Source organism: Microcystis sp. M31BS1, from assembly GCF_020245285.1.
GTDB classification, from domain to species: domain Bacteria; phylum Cyanobacteriota; class Cyanobacteriia; order Cyanobacteriales; family Microcystaceae; genus Microcystis; species Microcystis panniformis.
The window spans coordinates 1-16,988 of the sequence record NZ_JADBVE010000306.1; the positions used below are offsets into that span (position 1 = coordinate 1).

Annotated in this window: 19 protein-coding genes and 1 pseudogene; 9 read left to right on the forward strand and 11 right to left on the reverse strand. The window is 41.3% G+C overall.

All coding sequences use genetic code 11. The features are described from left to right. Nucleotides 1-206 precede the first annotated feature (206 nt). Nucleotides 207-878, reverse strand: coding sequence for a Uma2 family endonuclease (locus IM509_RS17570; protein ID WP_052277017.1), 672 nt, complete (start codon nt 876-878; stop codon nt 207-209). Between the two features lie 95 nt (nt 879-973). Further along, nucleotides 974-2,199 (reverse strand): annotated as a pseudogene (locus IM509_RS24385) (ISL3 family transposase). A 420-nt stretch (nt 2,200-2,619) separates the two neighbouring features. Between IM509_RS24385 and IM509_RS17590 the strand changes: the two are divergent. After that, nucleotides 2,620-2,901, forward strand: coding sequence for a hypothetical protein (locus IM509_RS17590; RefSeq protein WP_002788965.1), 282 nt, complete (start codon nt 2,620-2,622; stop codon nt 2,899-2,901). Between the two features lie 23 nt (nt 2,902-2,924). Here the strand turns inward: IM509_RS17590 and IM509_RS17595 are convergent, their stop codons facing one another. Then, nucleotides 2,925-3,905 (reverse strand): aspartate carbamoyltransferase catalytic subunit, encoded by a 981-nt coding sequence (locus IM509_RS17595; RefSeq protein WP_052277018.1) that lies wholly within the window; start codon nt 3,903-3,905, stop codon nt 2,925-2,927. 83 nt (nt 3,906-3,988) lie between these two features. Here IM509_RS17595 and IM509_RS17600 point away from each other — a divergent pair, with 83 nt between their 5' ends. From IM509_RS17600 to IM509_RS17610, 3 genes are all read left to right on the forward strand, one after another. Beyond that, nucleotides 3,989-4,618 (forward strand): GUN4 domain-containing protein, encoded by a 630-nt coding sequence (locus IM509_RS17600; RefSeq protein WP_052277019.1) that lies wholly within the window; start codon nt 3,989-3,991, stop codon nt 4,616-4,618. Between the two features lie 84 nt (nt 4,619-4,702). Then, on the forward strand, nt 4,703-6,160 hold the full coding sequence (locus IM509_RS17605) for an efflux RND transporter periplasmic adaptor subunit (RefSeq protein ID WP_052277020.1): 1,458 nt from the start codon (nt 4,703-4,705) through the stop codon (nt 6,158-6,160). 5 nt (nt 6,161-6,165) lie between these two features. Continuing rightward, the gene (locus IM509_RS17610; RefSeq protein ID WP_052277021.1) at nt 6,166-6,660 is read left to right on the forward strand and encodes an ureidoglycolate lyase; all 495 of its coding nucleotides are present in this window, start codon (nt 6,166-6,168) and stop codon (nt 6,658-6,660) included. Between the two features lie 13 nt (nt 6,661-6,673). On the opposite strand, the gene IM509_RS17615 is transcribed toward IM509_RS17610, so the two are convergent. The 5 genes from IM509_RS17615 to IM509_RS17635 form a co-directional block, all read right to left on the reverse strand. Then, nucleotides 6,674-6,826 (reverse strand): hypothetical protein, encoded by a 153-nt coding sequence (locus IM509_RS17615; protein ID WP_167341550.1) that lies wholly within the window; start codon nt 6,824-6,826, stop codon nt 6,674-6,676. Continuing rightward, nucleotides 6,813-7,691 carry an SDR family oxidoreductase gene (locus IM509_RS17620; RefSeq protein ID WP_185237382.1) on the reverse strand — a complete coding sequence of 293 codons (879 nt, stop codon included), beginning with the start codon at nt 7,689-7,691 and terminating at the stop codon, nt 6,813-6,815. The genes IM509_RS17615 and IM509_RS17620 overlap by 14 nt, the downstream gene beginning before the upstream one ends. A 3-nt stretch (nt 7,692-7,694) precedes the next feature. Then, nucleotides 7,695-8,003 (reverse strand): hypothetical protein, encoded by a 309-nt coding sequence (locus tag IM509_RS17625; RefSeq protein WP_002737657.1) that lies wholly within the window; start codon nt 8,001-8,003, stop codon nt 7,695-7,697. A gap of 75 nt (nt 8,004-8,078) precedes the next feature. Next, nucleotides 8,079-9,140 (reverse strand): ABC transporter permease, encoded by a 1,062-nt coding sequence (locus IM509_RS17630; RefSeq protein ID WP_052277023.1) that lies wholly within the window; start codon nt 9,138-9,140, stop codon nt 8,079-8,081. A gap of 156 nt (nt 9,141-9,296) precedes the next feature. Then, nucleotides 9,297-9,815, reverse strand: a complete 519-nt coding sequence (locus tag IM509_RS17635) for an adenine phosphoribosyltransferase (RefSeq protein ID WP_002742074.1) — start codon at nt 9,813-9,815, stop codon at nt 9,297-9,299. A 216-nt stretch (nt 9,816-10,031) separates the two neighbouring features. Between IM509_RS17635 and IM509_RS17640 the strand changes: the two genes are divergently transcribed. The 5 genes from IM509_RS17640 (at nt 10,032) to IM509_RS17660 (ending at nt 12,838) form a co-directional block, all read left to right on the forward strand. Continuing rightward, entirely contained in the window at nt 10,032-10,658 is a 627-nt protein-coding gene (locus IM509_RS17640) for a DUF3038 domain-containing protein (protein ID WP_104398318.1), read from the forward strand. A 2-nt stretch (nt 10,659-10,660) separates the two neighbouring features. Further along, nucleotides 10,661-11,314 (forward strand): DUF4335 domain-containing protein, encoded by a 654-nt coding sequence (locus IM509_RS17645; protein WP_052277025.1) that lies wholly within the window; start codon nt 10,661-10,663, stop codon nt 11,312-11,314. A 160-nt stretch (nt 11,315-11,474) separates the two neighbouring features. After that, nucleotides 11,475-11,882, forward strand: coding sequence for an adenosylmethionine decarboxylase (gene speD / locus IM509_RS17650; protein ID WP_002735723.1), 408 nt, complete (start codon nt 11,475-11,477; stop codon nt 11,880-11,882). A 59-nt stretch (nt 11,883-11,941) separates the two neighbouring features. Then, entirely contained in the window at nt 11,942-12,247 is a 306-nt protein-coding gene (locus tag IM509_RS17655) for a DUF6464 family protein (RefSeq protein ID WP_052277026.1), read from the forward strand. A gap of 78 nt (nt 12,248-12,325) precedes the next feature. Continuing rightward, the gene (locus tag IM509_RS17660; RefSeq protein ID WP_072924380.1) at nt 12,326-12,838 is read left to right on the forward strand and encodes a L,D-transpeptidase; all 513 of its coding nucleotides are present in this window, start codon (nt 12,326-12,328) and stop codon (nt 12,836-12,838) included. Here IM509_RS17660 and IM509_RS17665 read toward each other — a convergent pair. The 3 genes from IM509_RS17665 to IM509_RS17675 all read right to left on the reverse strand — a co-directional run bounded on the left by IM509_RS17665 (nt 12,800) and on the right by IM509_RS17675 (nt 16,832). Further along, nucleotides 12,800-13,450, reverse strand: coding sequence for a TIGR04282 family arsenosugar biosynthesis glycosyltransferase (locus tag IM509_RS17665; RefSeq protein WP_185237381.1), 651 nt, complete (start codon nt 13,448-13,450; stop codon nt 12,800-12,802). The genes IM509_RS17660 and IM509_RS17665 overlap by 39 nt on opposite strands. Before the next feature lie 228 nt (nt 13,451-13,678). Beyond that, nucleotides 13,679-16,468, reverse strand: coding sequence for a caspase, EACC1-associated type (locus IM509_RS17670; protein WP_185237380.1), 2,790 nt, complete (start codon nt 16,466-16,468; stop codon nt 13,679-13,681). A gap of 10 nt (nt 16,469-16,478) precedes the next feature. Beyond that, nucleotides 16,479-16,832, reverse strand: coding sequence for a hypothetical protein (locus IM509_RS17675; protein ID WP_185237379.1), 354 nt, complete (start codon nt 16,830-16,832; stop codon nt 16,479-16,481). Nucleotides 16,833-16,988: the final 156 nt, after the last annotated feature.

Consider the following 16,988-nt stretch of genomic DNA (forward strand, 5'->3'; position numbering starts at 1 on the left):
AACCCTTATAGAGAAAGGCATTTAGCGATTTTTGTCAATTGTTTTTTATCTAGAGCGAACTAATCAATTAAGTCTCTTGCCAGATAAGGATTTAGTCGATTTATGCCCCCCTATCGAACCATAACAAGTAACGAAGAGCCACTAAGTAGTCATGCAAAATTAATTACCTGCCCGATCGAGCTAAAACCCTTACGGGGCAATGATCGTCATGTGTAAATAATTTTGCCTAGGTACTTATTATCTATATTTTCCGTCAGCCAATTTTTAAAGTTTCTAATGGCTTCACTTCTCCCCAGTTGTTGACTTTGTTTAACAAATTGATTAATTAATTCAATAATCGGTATCTGAGGAAAATTGGGACTGCTTAAAGACTCAATATATTCTCCTTCTTGTAATAAATTAATCTGTAGGCCACTTTGAGTATAACGCCACAGTTCGGGAACACCTAACTGTCGATAATTATCTAAATAGGTACGGGAAGTAATATCAATTTCTAGGACTAAATCAGGGGGGGGATCACTTTCTAAATTAAGTCTATTTTTGCCAATAACGGCCTGATAGTTTTTAATATAAAAACAGGCATCAGGTTCAACCGCTTGATTCATCCGCTCGTTTTTAAATGTTGTTGATCCTAACGGTTCAAAATCAATATTGAGTACTTCTAACAAAAACTGAACCATATAACTAATGATTTCTTTATCTTTTTCATGTTCGGGTAAAGGTACCATAATTTCTAATATTCCGTTACTGTAGGATAACCGAGAAGCACGACTTTCTCCTAATTCTGATAATATTGTCTCAAATTTTTGCCAGTTAAGCTCTTTTAAAAGTAACTGTTGACCGGGATTGACGATAATTTGTTCTAAGGCTAATTGCATGGCTTTAGCTGAAAATGTTGATTTCTTAGTTTAATTATACCCTTACTCATAGGATTTCAACAAAAATTAGGTTCTTCCGAACTTACCATGTAAAATTAACTAGCAAAATGCCAATTTAATAAACATCTAAGACTAAAGTTTTTAAAGTTTATAAATCCATAGCCTCTCCTTTTAATCACCTTCAGTTTATTGTTAATTCCTTCCCCTATTCCCTGGGTTGTTCGGTTATCAAAATAGGCAGTTATTTCGTCAATATACCGCCGAATTGTCTGGCAGCTTTTAGGAAAGTAAGCCATCGCCTTTTTTATCCAATCGCTCAAGGCAAATAATCCCTCATTCCCCTCCGTATTTTTCTCAAATACTTCTCTAAATTCCTCTTTTAATTTGTGCATTTCCCCAAGTTTTGGAGACACTTTATATACTTCTTCCAATTTTTTCTTTTCTTTCTCTACTAAGTCTCCTTCATTCTTTAACAAGGCATATTTGCTCTTGGCTATTCCTGCTAAGATATTTTCTTTATTTTTCTTATTTTTATCTTGGCTGCCTCTCTTTTTACCTCCTTTCTGGCTTCATCTAGCTCGTTATTTACTTGTTTCATTACATGGAATCTATCTCCTACTATTGGAGCTTGAGGCATTAGTTTTTCTGCCACATTTTTATACCCTATCCACAGGTCTATACTTACTTCCTCTATTTGGCTCAAAACCTCTTCTCCCCAGTGTTTCAGATATTATGTTAATGCTTCTTCTGTTCTTTTTTCTACTAAGCCTACAATTTTCCCTTGGTCTATATTTACTAACACAGCATAGTAATTTCCTTTTCCCTTTATCATGGCTATTTCATCTATTCCTAGTTTTTTTAGAACCTGAGGTTTTGCGGTTATTAAGTCTTCTCCTAAGTCTTTGAGCATCGTTTCTATTTCTCGTTCGCTTACCCCATTTCTTTCTGCCGTATTTTTGAGATCACTATTCAGGAATTCGGTCACTATTTTTTTTCTAAATCTGTCTATGTAGGTTCTTTTCTTCGGCAAATAATTTAGTTCTTCTGTGAATTTTTTCCCACATTTCTCCCATCTCATCTGACGACGATTGATTCTCAGATATAATGCCTGTTCTCCAAAGGGTAAATCTCGGATTGTTAATTCATTGTTTTAATGAACTTTTTCCGTTTTACTTCCACAATGAATGCACTGGCTTTCTCTTGACATATTTTCTAAATGTAAAACAATTGCCATATCGGTAATAATTTGATAATTGGTAACTACAACTTCTTCTAGGTGAAGTAGCTCGGTCATTAACTTTAATTGTGGATTTGATGGCATAAGTATAGCTTGTGTCTAAAATTTCTGGTCTTGGCTGTCTATATTTTAACCAATAAATTGCTGTATTGCAAGCATAGTGAACTTTTAAAGATAAATTATTGTTTTATTGGTTAGCAATAATTGTCTGTTTTTTATTTAATTTTACATGACAAGTTCGGAAGAGCCTTAGATTTATTCAGCCAACCCTAGTTAAAAAAGAAAGGAGTAGGTTGCCATATCTAGTCCCTTGAGAACGGAATTCGGTATCGGTCAAAGTTTCTAGAAAAGCCCTAGGGATAGCTTGAGTATTTATACTTATTGCAATCTAGGTATGCTTCCCCTAAGATATAGTTGATCGGTAATCGTGCCGAACTAATTACCGAAAATTTGGGTTTAAAACCCTTGCCATGATGTTTTTATTGTATTCAGGAAATTGAAAAAATGAAGACCAAATCGATCATAAGCTTACTATCCCTTAGTATTATGGGGATGTCAATCTATGCAGGTCAAGCTAATAGTAGTGATTATCGAGCTTTGACTCCAGAAGAGAAATCACGGTTGACTGATGCTTTGCTAAAACAGGGTTGTAGGAATCCTAAAGCGATGAAATTTGATGTTGAGACTAACCTATTTGAAGCAGAAGATGCTGTGTGTGAGGGAGGAAGAAAGTATGATATTTACCTTGATAGAAACTTTAGGATTGTTTCAATGAAACCAGACTAAAAGAGCAAATCCCTGAGAAACTTTTACCGATCGCCGCGAAGATTACCGATCAGGTATAACAAAGCCATTCTGACAGCGACACCACTGGTAACTTGTTGGGAAATCAGACTAAAATCGGGATCGTCCATTAAATCGGAACTAATTTCCACTCCCCGATTCACAGGACCTGGATGAAGTACCTTCACCCCCGGTTGACAGGATTGCAAACGAGGACGAGTAATGCCAAAACTTTGATGATATTCGCGTAAACTGGGCAAAAGATTGGCAGTCATTCGTTCTTTTTGCAGTCGCAGGGTCATCACAAAATCGGCCTTTTCTAAAGCTGGTTCTAAATCCCAGTGGAGAAATATGCGATCGCACAATTCCCCAAAATATTTCGGCAGTAGGGTAGGGGGTGCGGACAAATGTACTTCCGCCCCTGCCGTAGTTAAACTCCAGATATTGGAACGAGCCACACGAGAATGGAGTATATCCCCAACAATAGCGATTTTTTTGCCCTCTAAAAGTTCTAAACGGGGATTTTCATCATCTAATAGACAACAAATCGTAAACAGGTCTAAAAGTCCCTGGGAGGGGTGTTCGTGTTGACCGTCCCCAGCATTAAGAATACTGACCCCCGACTGCAAACGATCCATTTCTGCGGCAATTAAATCGGGAACTCCCGACTGTTGATGTCGGATAACAAAAATATCCGTACCCATGGCCACATAGGTTAAAGCGGTATCGAGAATCGTTTCCCCCTTAGTCAAACTGGAACTACCCGGGGCAAAATTAAGAACATCGGCCGAAAGACGTTTCGCCGCTAGTTCAAAACTACTACGGGTGCGGGTGGAAGGTTCAAAAAAAAGATTTGTCACCACTTGACCTTGTAAGGCCGGCACTTTCTTGGTACGTCGCGAAAGAACTTCACGAAAACTAGAGGCCGTTTGTAGCAGGGTTTGGTATTCTTCCGGTTGCCAGTCTTGCAATCCCAAAATGTGGTGTCGGAGCCAAGTGAAAGCCATAGGAGTTAAGGAGGCGGTAAAAACGGCAAATTTCGTCTATGCTATTCTAGGATTTCTTTGCATCAGGTTAATAAATAGGGTTTATGAGAATTAATTTTTCCTTCTGTCAGATCACTCTCGCGATCGCTTTATTTCTCAATCCCTTGCCGGCGATCGTTGCCCAGACTACCACCTCTGGGGAAATGGTATCACCGACCACGGGCATTAATTACACTCGCCTGAAAAATTTCCTCGCTCAACAAAATTGGCGACAAGCTAACGATGAAACCCGTAATTTAATGCTGAAAGCGACCGGACGGGAATTACAGGGCTGGTTTACCATGGAAGACCTGCAAAAATTGGCCTGTTGGGATCTGCAAAAGATGGATCAACTCTGGAAAGAAGCTTCTGGGGGACGTTTTAGTTTCAGTACCCAATTTCGTATTTTTATTGAGACAGGTAATCGACCGGGGCGCTTAGTGGCGATCGAAAATTTTCAAACTTTTGGCGATCGTATCGGTTGGCGTAAAGATGGTGATTGGATTATTTTTAAAGAAAATCTTAACTATACCCTCAATGCTCCCGTCGGTCATCTACCGGCGCCCCGGGACGAATATCAGATCGCCGGTGGTCGCCTAGAATACACTACCCTCGCCCAAAGATTAGTTACCTGTAATATTGTTAGCTTGGATCAAAGACAAACAGCGATCACGGCGATAAATTCTCTAGAATAAAATTTAAGGAAAAGCTTCTCTCCTCATCTTCCCTTTTTTCCGATTTACTAGCACTTTTTCCGCTAAAAACCCCTAAATTTAACAATGATTAAACGATCCGTTAACGTATCGAGAGCGATCGGTTCGTCGATCGCCGTTTCCCTAATTGTCGCCGGTTGCGCCACCCAAACCCCCCAGGCCACCGGACCGGCGGCTGTTCCCGTCAAACTGCAAACCCTCGGCACCGACAAGTTAGTGCAAAGTAGCGAATTTGTGGGGACTTTGATCGCCCAAGAGCGTGTTAGCGTCTCCCCTCAGATTACCGGTCGGATTCGCACTATTTTCGTTAAATCTGGCGATCAGGTAACTCAGGGACAAAAAATCGCCGAATTAGATCCCGAACAACAACAGCAGCAGGTGAACGCCAGTATCGGCCAGGTAAATTCGGCCAAAGCGAACCTCAACGGGTCTGAAGCGGATTTAAGGCAAAGACAAGCGCAAGCGGCCGCAAATAAAGCCCAAATTGCTCAGAATCGGGCTAATGTGGCTAATGCCGAAGCCAATGTTAAAAGTCAGATCGCCACCTTGAGCGCCGCCGAAGCCGATTTACAGAGAGCGCGAGCCAATTTAGATTTGGCGGAAAAAAACCTAACAAGAGCCGAATTTCTGGTTAAACAAGGCGCACAGCCCCAACAGGACTTAGATGACCGCCGCCGCGACATTCAGGCCGCCAGGGCGGAAGTAGAGGCCCGGTCTAAAAATCGTGATGCGGCCCGTCAACAGGTGACGGCGGCTAGAGCTACTTTACAGGCAAACAAAGAAGCATTAAATATCGCTATTCAAAACGAATTAGCCTCACGGCAACAGGTGGCGGCGGCAGCGGCAACAGTGAACAGTCGTCAAGCGGCGGTAGCCAGTGCCGAGGGGCAATTAGGGGCGACGCGTCAGAATTTAGTTTTTAACACTATTACCGCCCCGATTGATGGTTTTGTCGGCGATTTTAATCAAAGAAAAGTCGGCGATATTATCTCCCTGGGTGAAGAATTAACCTCGTTGACTAATAATAAAACTTTGGAACTAAATGTGCAGATTCCCGTGGAATTACAACCGCGTCTGCGTGTTGGGTTGCCCGTGGAAATTATTAATCCCGATGGCAGTGCCGGGGTTCGCGGTCAAGTAACTTTTATTTCTCCCACCGTTTCCCAAGCTACCCAATCGGTTTTAGTGAAATTTGCCTTTACTAATGATGGCAGTCTTCGCAATAACCAATATGTGCGGACGCGGTTAATTTGGGATCAAAAACCGGGGGTATTAATTCCCACCACAGCAGTGACTAGCATCGGGGCGCAAAATTTTGTTTTTGTCGCCGAAAAAGAAAAGGCTAAAGAAGGTCAAGAAAACGCCGAGGAGCGTTTAGTGGTCAGACAAAAACCAATTCAAGTCGGCACAATTCAAGGGCAAGCTTATCAGGTTATTTCTGGAGTAAATGCCGGGGAAAGAATTGCTATTAATAATATTCTTTCTCTCCGAGATGGTACAGCTATAACTGTTAGTCAGCAGTAATTTTTATGAGTAATTCGATTATCGTTCGTCCCCTGTCAGCACAACTAATTACTGCCGAGAGTTTCCGTCCCTACGGTCAATTAATAATACCTAGTCATGACGGAAAACCGTTTGATGAAAGCGATGCACAACTGCATTTAAAGAACGGTGTGCCACGCTTTTATATTATGCGTTTACAGACTCGCGGACGTAAATTTAAGCGAATTACTCGTCATAGTCAATGTACCCAATGTCTTGGTTCTTTGGGGGGACAAGAGTGGTTTTTAGGAGTGGCCCCCCCTAGTCCTCATCCTCAACCGGATTTAGAAAAATTAAAGGTTTTTCGCATCCCTGGGGACTGTTTTATTAAATTAGAGGTGGGAACTTGGCACGCTGGCCCACTTTTTGATCAACCGGCAATTGATTTTTATAATCTTGAATTGAGCGATACTAATATTATCGATCATTTTACCTATAATTTTGCCCAAGAGCAGTCAATAGAATTCGAGATTGTTGATTGAAACAATTAATTTTTTACTTAACTTTTCGCAATCCTTTAGAAAGATAGGCAACGAAAAAAGCCAACACTCCCGTCATCCCTACCTCGAAATAATTGGCCATGAGAATAGCGGTAAAAAAAAGGAGTAAGATGATTAATATAGTCCGCTTTTGTTCAGGTAATTTCATCTCTAATTGCCTCTAATTCGGTTTTAATATTTAATGGTTGATAACCTAAAGAAAAAGCAAGAGAACTATCAAGAGAAACATCCTGCGGACGCGGCGCACTCATGGGAACATCGCACTGTAAACAGGGTTTTATTTGTTCTCCGGGAAGGTTAAAAACTGCCGCCATTAGTAAACCAAATTGATAACGAGAAACTCTTTCTTTACCCCCCAGATGAATGATCCCTTGCACTTTTTCTAATGCCAAAAGTAAACCATTCACCGCACTATTAACCCCAACAGCCGTCCGATATTCATCGGTAAATAGAGATAATTCTTTTCCCTCTTGCAGGGTTTTTAAAAAGGGTTGCAGAAAACTATTAGCACTGGGAGAAGGGGAACCAAACATCAAAGGCATTCGACAAATGGCTGCCCGAGGATATATTGCTAAAATACCCTTTTCTGCCGCTACTTTTTGCTCACCATAGATACTGACTGGAGAAACGGGATCATTTTCGGAATAGGGGGCATTTTTACCATCAAAAACTAAATCAGTAGAGGGAAAAACTAGGGGTATTTGATATTGACTACATAAACGGGCAATTTCTAGGGAAGCTGTCAGATTAATTGCCTCGGATGCTTGGGGAAATTCTTGACAGAGATTCGGTTTTGATTGGGCAGCCCCATGAATTACCGCATCGGGTTTAATCTGTTGAAAAAGTTCTTTAACTGCGACTAAGTCTGTTAAATTAATTTTAATTAAATTTGGGTCATTACTATTGACATTGTGATTAAGGTATGTACCAAAACTTGCCCAAGATGAGCGAGTTTTTTGATAAATATGCCAACCTAAAAACCCACTAACTCCCGTGATTAACAATCTTTTCATAGTTTAGAGATTAAATCCTTTTTCGTAGGCTAAAAACTGCACTTGTGGTTCCAAAGGTTCACTAACTAAACCAATTCCTGCAAATCCCCATCGCTGCATCAGTCCCTTTAATTGTGTTCCTGAGAGAGTTTCCACAGAAAAATTATTGGCCAAATCCTGAGCATGGGTATTGATATAACTTAAAGCATCGTAGGATTCTTTAAACAGAAGCAGATAACTAGCTGGAGTTTCGCTTTCACCTTTTCTCAGACGCGCCACTAGATATTGTCCGTCTTGTTTTGACCTGAGTAAATAATGTGTAGTTGCTAACATAGTTTGTTAAGTAAAAAGTGAAAAAGAAAAAAGAACGTAGGTTGGGTTGAAGCATGAAACCCAACACCATTCCCCCTACTTTAAATCCTCCAATTTAATTCTAGGATCTACAGCTTTGAGAAGTAAATCAGCCAGAAGATTACCGATAATCAACATAGTAGCACCCATCATTAAACTGCCCATAACTAAATATAAATCTTTGGCCGTCACAGCTTGCAAAATTAAACGACCTAATCCGGGCCAGTTAAAGAAAAATTCGGCAATAAATGCCCCACTTAACAAACTAGAAAATTCAAAGCCCAAAAGAGTTATCAGGGGATTAATAGCATTGCGTAAAGCGTGGACATAGATAACTTTATTTTCCGGTAAACCTTTCGCCCTGGCGGTTTGAATATAATCCTGTCGAAGAACATCTAACAATTGTCCCCGCATCAATCTTTGTAATCCAGCAAAACTGGTAACTGTCAGGGCAATAGTTGGTAAAATCATATGCCAAGCGATATCTAGAACTTTACCAATAGGGGAATATTCCGAATAGTTAATACTGGTCATATCACCCACCGGTAAAAGCGGCGAGACATTTTGGGCGAGAATTAGCAGTAAAAGGGCAGTGATAAAACTGGGGAAACCTTGACCAAGATAACTGATAACTCGAAAAAATTTATCGATAAATTGGTTTTGTTTGACGGCGCTGACAATACCCAAGGGAATCGCAATTGCCCAGGTTAAAATTATGGAAGTCAAAGACATTAATAACGTCGCTGGAATTCTCTCTAATAATAGGGAAGACACGGGACGAAAATAGGTAAAACTCAGACCAAAATTAAACTGAGTTACCACTTGCCACAACCATTTAAAATACTGGACAATCGGCGGGTCTTTTAAACCAAAAAGGGCAATATATTGTTCTTTAGTTTCCTGACTAATCTTGGGATTCAGGTCAAGCAAAGCCAGAAAACCGCCGGGGGTTAATTGGATAATAGCGAAACTCAAAGCCGAGGCCAACAACAGAGTCAATAAACCCTGGAGAACACGCTTGACAATATACAAAAAAGTTTCGCTAGTTAGGAGAGATTGTAACCCATTAGCACTCGATCGAGCGGTTGCATCCTTATAATTATCATCAGTCGCCGTCATAAGTAATCGTGCCAAGTTAATTTCCTAGTGGGGACTCCAATTCAGGAGACAGGAGATGAATAGTCGCGCAGAATTAATTGCCATTTTTGAGATAGGCACTCTTGCAAGAGTGTTAGCAAAATGTGTAATTAATTCTGCTTGGGTACTTAAAAAAACCTAATAATCGATAATGGTAATAATTGGTAAATCGGGTAATTTTTCCCGACCACCGAGGTCGATTAACTCGATGATAAAGGCAAATCCTAACACCTCACAACCAATTTTTTCTAATAAATCGGCCGTCGCTTTCGCCGTCCCTCCCGTCGCGATTAAATCATCGACAATTAGGACTTTATGATGGGATGCCACCGCGTCCTGATGAATTTCCAGGCTATCGCTTCCGTATTCCAAATCATACTCGATACTGTGAACGGCGGCGGGTAATTTGCCCGGTTTCCGGACGGGAATAAATCCCGCTTCTAATTGGTATGCTAAAGGAACACCAAAGAGAAAACCCCGCGATTCCATACCGACAATGTAATCGGGGGATAAACCGTAATCGCGACACTTTGCCGTTAGGGTATCGATCGTGTAACGTAATCCTTGGGGATGATTGAGTAGGGTAGTAATATCGCGGAAGACAATACCCGGTTTGGGAAAGTCGGGAATATCGCGAATCAGTGATTTCAGATCCATTCGGTTTCCGTGTCTCGTAAAATGGGGGACAGCTAAGTAAGTAGTTATAATTAAATTGAAGATAGATTTTGCCTCTGATCCCCCCTGCCCCCCTTGATAAGGGGGGTGCCGATAGGCGGGGGGATCTGAGAACTTTTAACACCTACCTACTTATATATACAATACAATTTACAATACCCTGACTCGATCGCCCTTGTGTTTTAGTTCTCCTATATCATGACCTCTACTAGCCTAACGCCCGAATCTACAACATCAGCCCCAGAAAAACCGATTATTTTAAGTGTTTTACCCGATTTTCCGATTGCCAGTCAGCAATGCGCCCTACATCTCCAACAGCATATCGATTTAATGCTGTTAGCGTTGGAATCCTTAGAAGTCGGTGCCGGGGAGGCCCTGTTAGCCCTCTGTAAAGAACTAGGACTCGATAAAATTGTCAAAAACCGGATTATTTTCTGGCGCTTACGCTGTACTAATCCCTGGCGAATTTCCTACACCCTCGACCGTCTCACCCTTGACCAAGCAAAAGCTTTAGTTATCATTGCCAGTTATCGGGCCAAACCCCTAGCTATATCCATCCGACAATTACTGTTAGCGCGGCAACAGATGGAATCAAAAGGTTTACCCGTGGATAATAATTTTCTTTTATCAGAATACCTAGAAAGATTTCGCTCCAATTTTCGCAGTCGCATGAACCCCCGTCGGGCCAAAGTATCGGTTTATCTAGCCGATGAAAATGCTTTAAATGAACTGGCTTTATCCCTTCTCGATCGGTTATTATTTTGTACTGGTACGACGGGAATGCAGCGGTTTTGGATTAGTTTATTTGATGGGGAGATCGTGTAGAAATGAGAAGACAGTATAGCTTGCCCAATTGTACCCTGATTCTCGATGGTTTCGGCGATGATTTCGCCCGAGCTAACCCCGGGGATAGCCGACCCTTACTCTCAATTTTGACTAACGTAGAATGTCGGTTAATCGGGGCCAATAAAGTCCTGCAAGGTGGTCGGGTTTTCTTGGAAAATTTGGTACAAGCGGTCAGTCAGTATGCCCAAGAATTTTTGAGTGGTGTTCGTCATCCCCAAGATCCCGTCCATGAACCAGATCATGTGTACCTAGAAAAGATTGACCAGAATCTCCATCGTCTGGTCTGGTATCCATCAACGGACTTGAATATCCCAGAAAGTCCGGTGAAGATAGAAATCAGTACCGTGCAGTTATTCGATTTAATAGAAGCGATTGACCAATTTTTTGCCGATACTCGCACTTTACCCGACCTAACCCTGAAATTACAGCCAGTTTCCCGTCGCTACCATAAGGTGAATGAATCGGTGGCCAGTCGAACAGTGCCTTTTTTGGCAGGATTAGGCAGTCTTGTCGCTTGCGCCCTACTTTTCTATCTGTTACCCGTCCCCCAAGTCCGTAAACCAGAAAATCCCCCCATTCCTGCCGCTTCTCCTAGTCCCACCGTCCCCACTAATCCTGTCCCCCCTCCTAGATAAAATTAGTCCCTTGCGCTTTTCCCCACACCCCACACCCCACACCGTCTCAGTTTTTAGAGAAAGTACCCGAAAAAAACCGGATCTTTTTTGCACAAGTTAGAAAATTGTGTTATACTCGTAAATCTGTGAAGGTTTTTCGATAGGGAGTATTGAAAAAAAAATGACCAAACTGGGAACCCATTTGATTGTCGATGCTTGGCAAGTACCTGCTGACCTCCTCAACGATCCCGAGCGCATTCGTCGCGCTATCCTCGATGGAATTACGGCAGGAGAAGCAACGCTGATCGATTTGTGTGTCCACCAGTTCAGTCCCCACGGAGTTACCGCGACGGCGACTTTAGCTGAATCTCATATCGCGATCCACACCTGGCCTGAACACGGCTATTTCGCCGCCGATTTATTCTTCTGTGGTGCCGGTAAACCCGTGGTTGCCATGGAAATTTTGACCAAATCCCTGCAAGCAGGTGAGATTAAAGTCCGGGAACTAACCAGAGGATTCCCCAGTTCTGGGGCAGTTTATGAAAGCAAAAAGGAAGAACCCCTTAAGTCTTCCCTAGTTATGGCCTAATTTCTAGCGCCAGCCTTAATAATAAGTTAGCAACACTGGCGATCGCCTAAACTGAAATCGTGATCAGGATAACCTTTGTTTTTATCCTCGCTCTCTTTCCCTCTCTGCTTAGTCTCTGGTTAATTAACCGATCCCAACAGAGATTAAGCAACCGTTTGAGAGGGATTCGCTATCGTCACGAATACAGCACGGTGATTGCCAGTGATTTTTTGTCAATCCCTCCAGGGACAGAAAATAAACCGGCCTTTATCGGTGATCTTAGTTGTCGTTTTAATGCCTATTCCCCCCACTTGCGTTGTGCGGTTAATCCCCCGGGTCCTTGTGAAGGTTGTCGGCAGTACGAAGCTAAAACTGGCACAGTATAAGCGGCTTGAAGTTGCAAAAAGTTCCCTGTTTGCTATCCTTAAAAATTATCGCTATCGCAATTGAGGAGTGTGGGAACAATGGCGTTCAAACGAAATTTGACCCTCTTAATCATCGGATTAGGATTAACTTGTTTACCCGTATATCCGGCCCAAGCTAACCAAATCAGCACCGTCACCCCGAATACGGCAGCCAATCAAACTCTCGCTACCCATCTGGTCCTGAAACTGAAAGAGAGAAAAGTTTACGTTTATCAAGATAAGCAACTTTTAGCACAATTTACCGTCGCCGTCGGCAAAAAAGGCTGGGAAACCCCCACCGGTAAATTTGAAGTGCGGGAATTAGTTCGCAATCCCGTCTGGAAAAGTCCCTGGACAGGAAAAGTCAGCACCCCCGGTCCCAATAGTCCCCTAGGGGAAAGATGGATCGGTTTTTGGAGTGACGGCAAAAATTCCATCGGTTTTCATGGCACCCCCGCGGAAAATTCCCTCGGTAGCGCCGCTTCCCATGGTTGTGTGCGGATGCGGAATCGGGATGTGAAAGTGTTGTTTGATTTAGTCCGCATGGGAACCCCCGTCATCGTTCAACCTTAATTCTGGCAGGTACTTTTTTAAGATGGGCAGGTCTTCCGGGCGGTCAATATCGGCTAATTTAGGCAGATAAGCGGTTTTTAAAGCTAGTTTAGCGGCGATTGTCTGAGTTTTTGCCAAGACTTCCCCCGTCCCCCAGGGAATACCGTCAAAAAGCTCTGGAAAGACCTTTTTTAAAGCAATTAGGTAGTATCCTCCATCTAACGCTGGCCCTAAAACCATATCGTGGGTTTTTAGGGCCTCAAAGGCTGCTAAAATCTCTTTTTCCCCGATTTCTGGACAATCTGTGCCAATCATAGCGATCGCTGTTATCCCTTGAGCAAAACCATCGGCAAAAGCATTTTGCATCTTTTCTCCTAAGTCTTTTCCCCGTTGAGCATGATAGGAATAATGCACACCTAACCAAGTACGCATTTTCTCCTCGCTGCCGCCATGGTAGTAAATGATCAGAGAGAGAAAATTCCTCAAACCCGCTAATTTACTGAGGGTATATTCGGCCAGTTTTCGGTGTAATTCTTCGGCTCCCTTGGCTGCCAAGGCCGGAATCATACGGGTTTTTACTTTCCCCGATTCCGGATAACGGGTAAAAATAATCAGTTGTTGTCTCCAGTCCACGAGTGATTGCGACGATGATATTAATTATTAGTTTTAGCCTACTGTCGATAGGAGGCAAGAAAGCCACAAAACGGGCTTTATTGGCTTAGTATAGATTATTTTAGTTGGTTATCTAATTCTGTGTTGGGTTTCGTTCCTCAATCCAACCTACAAAAGCGGCGATCGCTTGATTGAGTCGAAACCTTTTTCCTAGCGGCATTTCAGACTTTTTCAGTCAACCCTGATTAGCTAGGGACTAGGTTTTTTGGGTGAGTTTAAACAGGATAAACCAGCATCTTTAGCATCTTTAGCAGTAGGATACTTGATTGGGACAAAAGCAAAATCTGAACTTAGTGTCCGACACTCCACAATGCGAACAAATTCTACGGAGGGATTTTGGCGATCGCCATTTTCATCCAACTTCTTGCGATCGCCATTTTCATCGAATTGAATTGTCCCAGTTGCACCTTTAGTGACAAGAAAATCAAGAGACTTTAATTGTTCAAGGATATTAATTCGTGTGGGAGTATTTGCCTTTTCTAGAGCTTTTGTTAGAGCAAGAGTTGCATCATAGGATAGGGCCGTTATTGCATTAACAGAAGTTGTAGTCCATAAAATTTTAGCATCCTTAAGAAAATCCTGGTTAGGACTGGTTAAAGAATCCCAAGGAACCGTAATAACAAACTTTTGAAAAGGTTGTAGGTTGTTAATTTGTTCTAAGGTACGAGAACTACGAAGCCCCCATGATCCGATAACCCAATTTTGACTATTATTAAGTTTTATAAGTCTAATTGCATCGCCTTGAGCATCGCCAATTGCTTTTGGGAATAGTACAAGCCCTATTTCTTCTGTTATTTTTCCTTGTCTTTTTCGTAACTCTTGGATGGCTTCTTCTGCCTTAAAATTATTTCCGAGATCAAATTCATCTAATTTTACTACAGTTCCAGAGAATGGAGGGCGTGTAAAAATAGTTTTAAAACTATTAAAAAAAGATTCACTAAATGGACTTCCTTCACTATAAAAGCCCACCACTTTTTTAATAGACTTTTCTTGTAAAAATTTTGCAATGGCAGGAGATTGTTGCTCGACGGAAAAAACAGTTCGCAGAAAATTTTTTCTGGGGTATTTAGTAAGCTCGCTAGTCGTTGATCCGGGAGAAATCAAAACTAAATCATTTTCCTTATAAATATCCACCGTTGCCACAGTCATTTCACTGGGATAGTGACCAACAACCCCTAAAATTTCAGGACGCTGGGAAAGAGATTTTGCTGTCTTTTGGGCTAGTAATTCGTCATTTTCATCATTAGTAATGACAACTTTTAATCCCTTACTATTAATCGCTTTTTTGTTGATAAAATCTTGATCTGGAAAATACTTGAGGAATGGATCATTGTCATTTAAAATTCCCAGATTAATTTTTGTTTGTAATTGTGCTACTCCTCGTAACATTTCTTTTGCTCGACTATCACCATCATCATCATTAAAGTCACTTTGATTTTTGGGAATACTAACAGCAACAGCAATCGTGTAATATTGCATTTTATTGGCTTCTAGTAAAGCATTATTTAAGTAAATTAATGTTTCTGCATCTAGCCTATCCTGTTGCCATGCGTCCTTAAATCTTAACAGGGCTTTTTGATAATCACACTGTGCAAAATATTCTGTACCTTTCTTCTTGTTAAACGGTTGAGAGTAATTAAGAATTTCTTCTCCTTCACTAATAAAGTCTCCCGTTTGTTTTGGACAATCCGATGGAATTAATGGAGTAATAATATTATGGCGATTAATGGCAAATAAACTTACAACTGCTATTGATGCTATTCCTATGCTAACTGGCAGATTTAATTTGAAATTTTGGGGCTTTAAAGTTTTTATAGAATGCAAAATTTGGGCAATTTTTGCAGAAGGCGAAGTGATTGGTGGAATCGTCGGAGTAATGGGATAAACCTCATTTTGCACTTCTTCTTCAATCACCTGAATATCCTCATCCCTCAGCCCGTAACGGCTTTGTAACTCTTTTAGTCTCCTTCTGTTTCCTTCTGTTATTGAAATAGAATCAGCTAATAATTCTCTAAAAGTTGCTTTGTACTCTGTTAGATTTTGTAATCTTTTTTTGAATGGCGCAAGATTCTCTTGTTCAATAATATCTGCCTCCTGTAATGATAAATCTAATTCGTTTCTTAGTTCATTTAGGCAGTTTCTTTCTACACGATTAAAATTTTCTTTACATATATTTTCCTTGCTCCATTCATCTAGAATTTCTCTAACCTTCTCACGATAAATAAATATAGGATTAGTGGCAGCAAGAGGAGATTTGGCTAAATAAATAGTATCCTCTCCTTCAAGAGAAAGATAAAATTTGGGAGTCATTGCCGGGGCAGCTTCCTTTACTCGTTCGCTGGCATACTCATGCAATTCATTAACAGAAATTAATTGATCACCATCCTTATCTGCTGCACCAGTTTCAATTCCTTCAACTAGATATTTTGTATAGATGGACAAATCTTTATCTTCCGACTCAAAAGAATATTCAATCGGACTAGAAGAGGTTAAAATCGCCCTTCCTTTACCTCCTAATTCCTCTTGAATGTTAAGTTCCCCTTTGATTGGCATTCCCTGAACCAATGCTCCGCTAAAACAGCAGTCGAGAATAATCATCTGCCTTTGGGAACGACTATTGTTCATATACTTATTAAGTTTACTTGCGGCTAAAATTGTTGAGATACGAAGCTCTCCATTCTGATCACGCTCAGTGTCTCTTGCACTTAGGCAAAATTCAGCCGTTTGATCTTTAAGACCATGTCCAGAAAAATATAAAAGAACTAAGTCGTCTCTCTGGCGATTAGTAAATAAATCCTCGACTGCTCTTTCCATGCTCCCTTTGTCTGGGTTAGACAACACTGTAACCTGATCAAAGGCTCCCATGTCCGGATGCTCTAATACTCGGCGCATTGCTTCAACGTCTAGAATGGCACTAGAAATTGAACGCAATCCTTCGGAATACTCGCTCACACCAATTAACAAAGCAAATTTTGCCATAATACCTTCTTTAACCTGAGATAAAGTCTTGAGCCGCTTTAATAGCCATTTCCAATTCTTCTCGACTGTGAGCCTTAACCGTCAACTTACGACCATTAGCCTCTACCGACAATTCTATCGGTTTACCTCCCAAGCGATCGCCCAGAAACCCTAACAACTTTTTCCCATTAGCGGGGTTAACTTCGGTCATTAAGATTCCACCCAAAAAACCGCCCAATGACTTATTACCTTCAGGGGGATTGGGATCAAGAATGCGTTTAACCGATTCAACTTCATCTGCCTGTTCTAGTTCTGTCAGTAATACTTGGGCCTGTTCGTCGCGTTCTTCAGGCTCCAGGTTAGGATCGTTAAAAGCGATCAGCAATTTAATCGTAGATTTGTGGCTCTTCGGTTTGTGTTATGCAATGGATGGGGGTTATAAGGGATGGAACCCTTATAGAGAAAGGCATTTAGCGATTTTTGTCAATTGTTTTTTATCTAGAGCGAACTAATCAATTAAGTCTCTTGCCAGATAAGGATT

What these genes read in the sequence shown, in the direction of transcription:
- IM509_RS17570 (WP_052277017.1), bottom strand. Translation starts at nt 878, where the DNA reads ATGCAATTAGCCTTAGAACAAATTATCGTCAATCCCGGTCAACAGTTA.
- IM509_RS17590 (WP_002788965.1), top strand. Translation starts at nt 2,620, where the DNA reads ATGAAGACCAAATCGATCATAAGCTTACTATCCCTTAGTATTATGGGG.
- IM509_RS17595 (WP_052277018.1), bottom strand. Translation starts at nt 3,905, where the DNA reads ATGGCTTTCACTTGGCTCCGACACCACATTTTGGGATTGCAAGACTGG.
- IM509_RS17600 (WP_052277019.1), top strand. Translation starts at nt 3,989, where the DNA reads ATGAGAATTAATTTTTCCTTCTGTCAGATCACTCTCGCGATCGCTTTA.
- IM509_RS17605 (WP_052277020.1), top strand. Translation starts at nt 4,703, where the DNA reads ATGATTAAACGATCCGTTAACGTATCGAGAGCGATCGGTTCGTCGATC.
- IM509_RS17610 (WP_052277021.1), top strand. Translation starts at nt 6,166, where the DNA reads ATGAGTAATTCGATTATCGTTCGTCCCCTGTCAGCACAACTAATTACT.
- IM509_RS17615 (WP_167341550.1), bottom strand. Translation starts at nt 6,826, where the DNA reads ATGAAATTACCTGAACAAAAGCGGACTATATTAATCATCTTACTCCTT.
- IM509_RS17620 (WP_185237382.1), bottom strand. Translation starts at nt 7,691, where the DNA reads ATGAAAAGATTGTTAATCACGGGAGTTAGTGGGTTTTTAGGTTGGCAT.
- IM509_RS17625 (WP_002737657.1), bottom strand. Translation starts at nt 8,003, where the DNA reads ATGTTAGCAACTACACATTATTTACTCAGGTCAAAACAAGACGGACAA.
- IM509_RS17630 (WP_052277023.1), bottom strand. Translation starts at nt 9,140, where the DNA reads ATGACGGCGACTGATGATAATTATAAGGATGCAACCGCTCGATCGAGT.
- IM509_RS17635 (WP_002742074.1), bottom strand. Translation starts at nt 9,815, where the DNA reads ATGGATCTGAAATCACTGATTCGCGATATTCCCGACTTTCCCAAACCG.
- IM509_RS17640 (WP_104398318.1), top strand. Translation starts at nt 10,032, where the DNA reads ATGACCTCTACTAGCCTAACGCCCGAATCTACAACATCAGCCCCAGAA.
- IM509_RS17645 (WP_052277025.1), top strand. Translation starts at nt 10,661, where the DNA reads ATGAGAAGACAGTATAGCTTGCCCAATTGTACCCTGATTCTCGATGGT.
- speD (WP_002735723.1), top strand. Translation starts at nt 11,475, where the DNA reads ATGACCAAACTGGGAACCCATTTGATTGTCGATGCTTGGCAAGTACCT.
- IM509_RS17660 (WP_072924380.1), top strand. Translation starts at nt 12,326, where the DNA reads ATGGCGTTCAAACGAAATTTGACCCTCTTAATCATCGGATTAGGATTA.
- IM509_RS17670 (WP_185237380.1), bottom strand. Translation starts at nt 16,468, where the DNA reads ATGGCAAAATTTGCTTTGTTAATTGGTGTGAGCGAGTATTCCGAAGGA.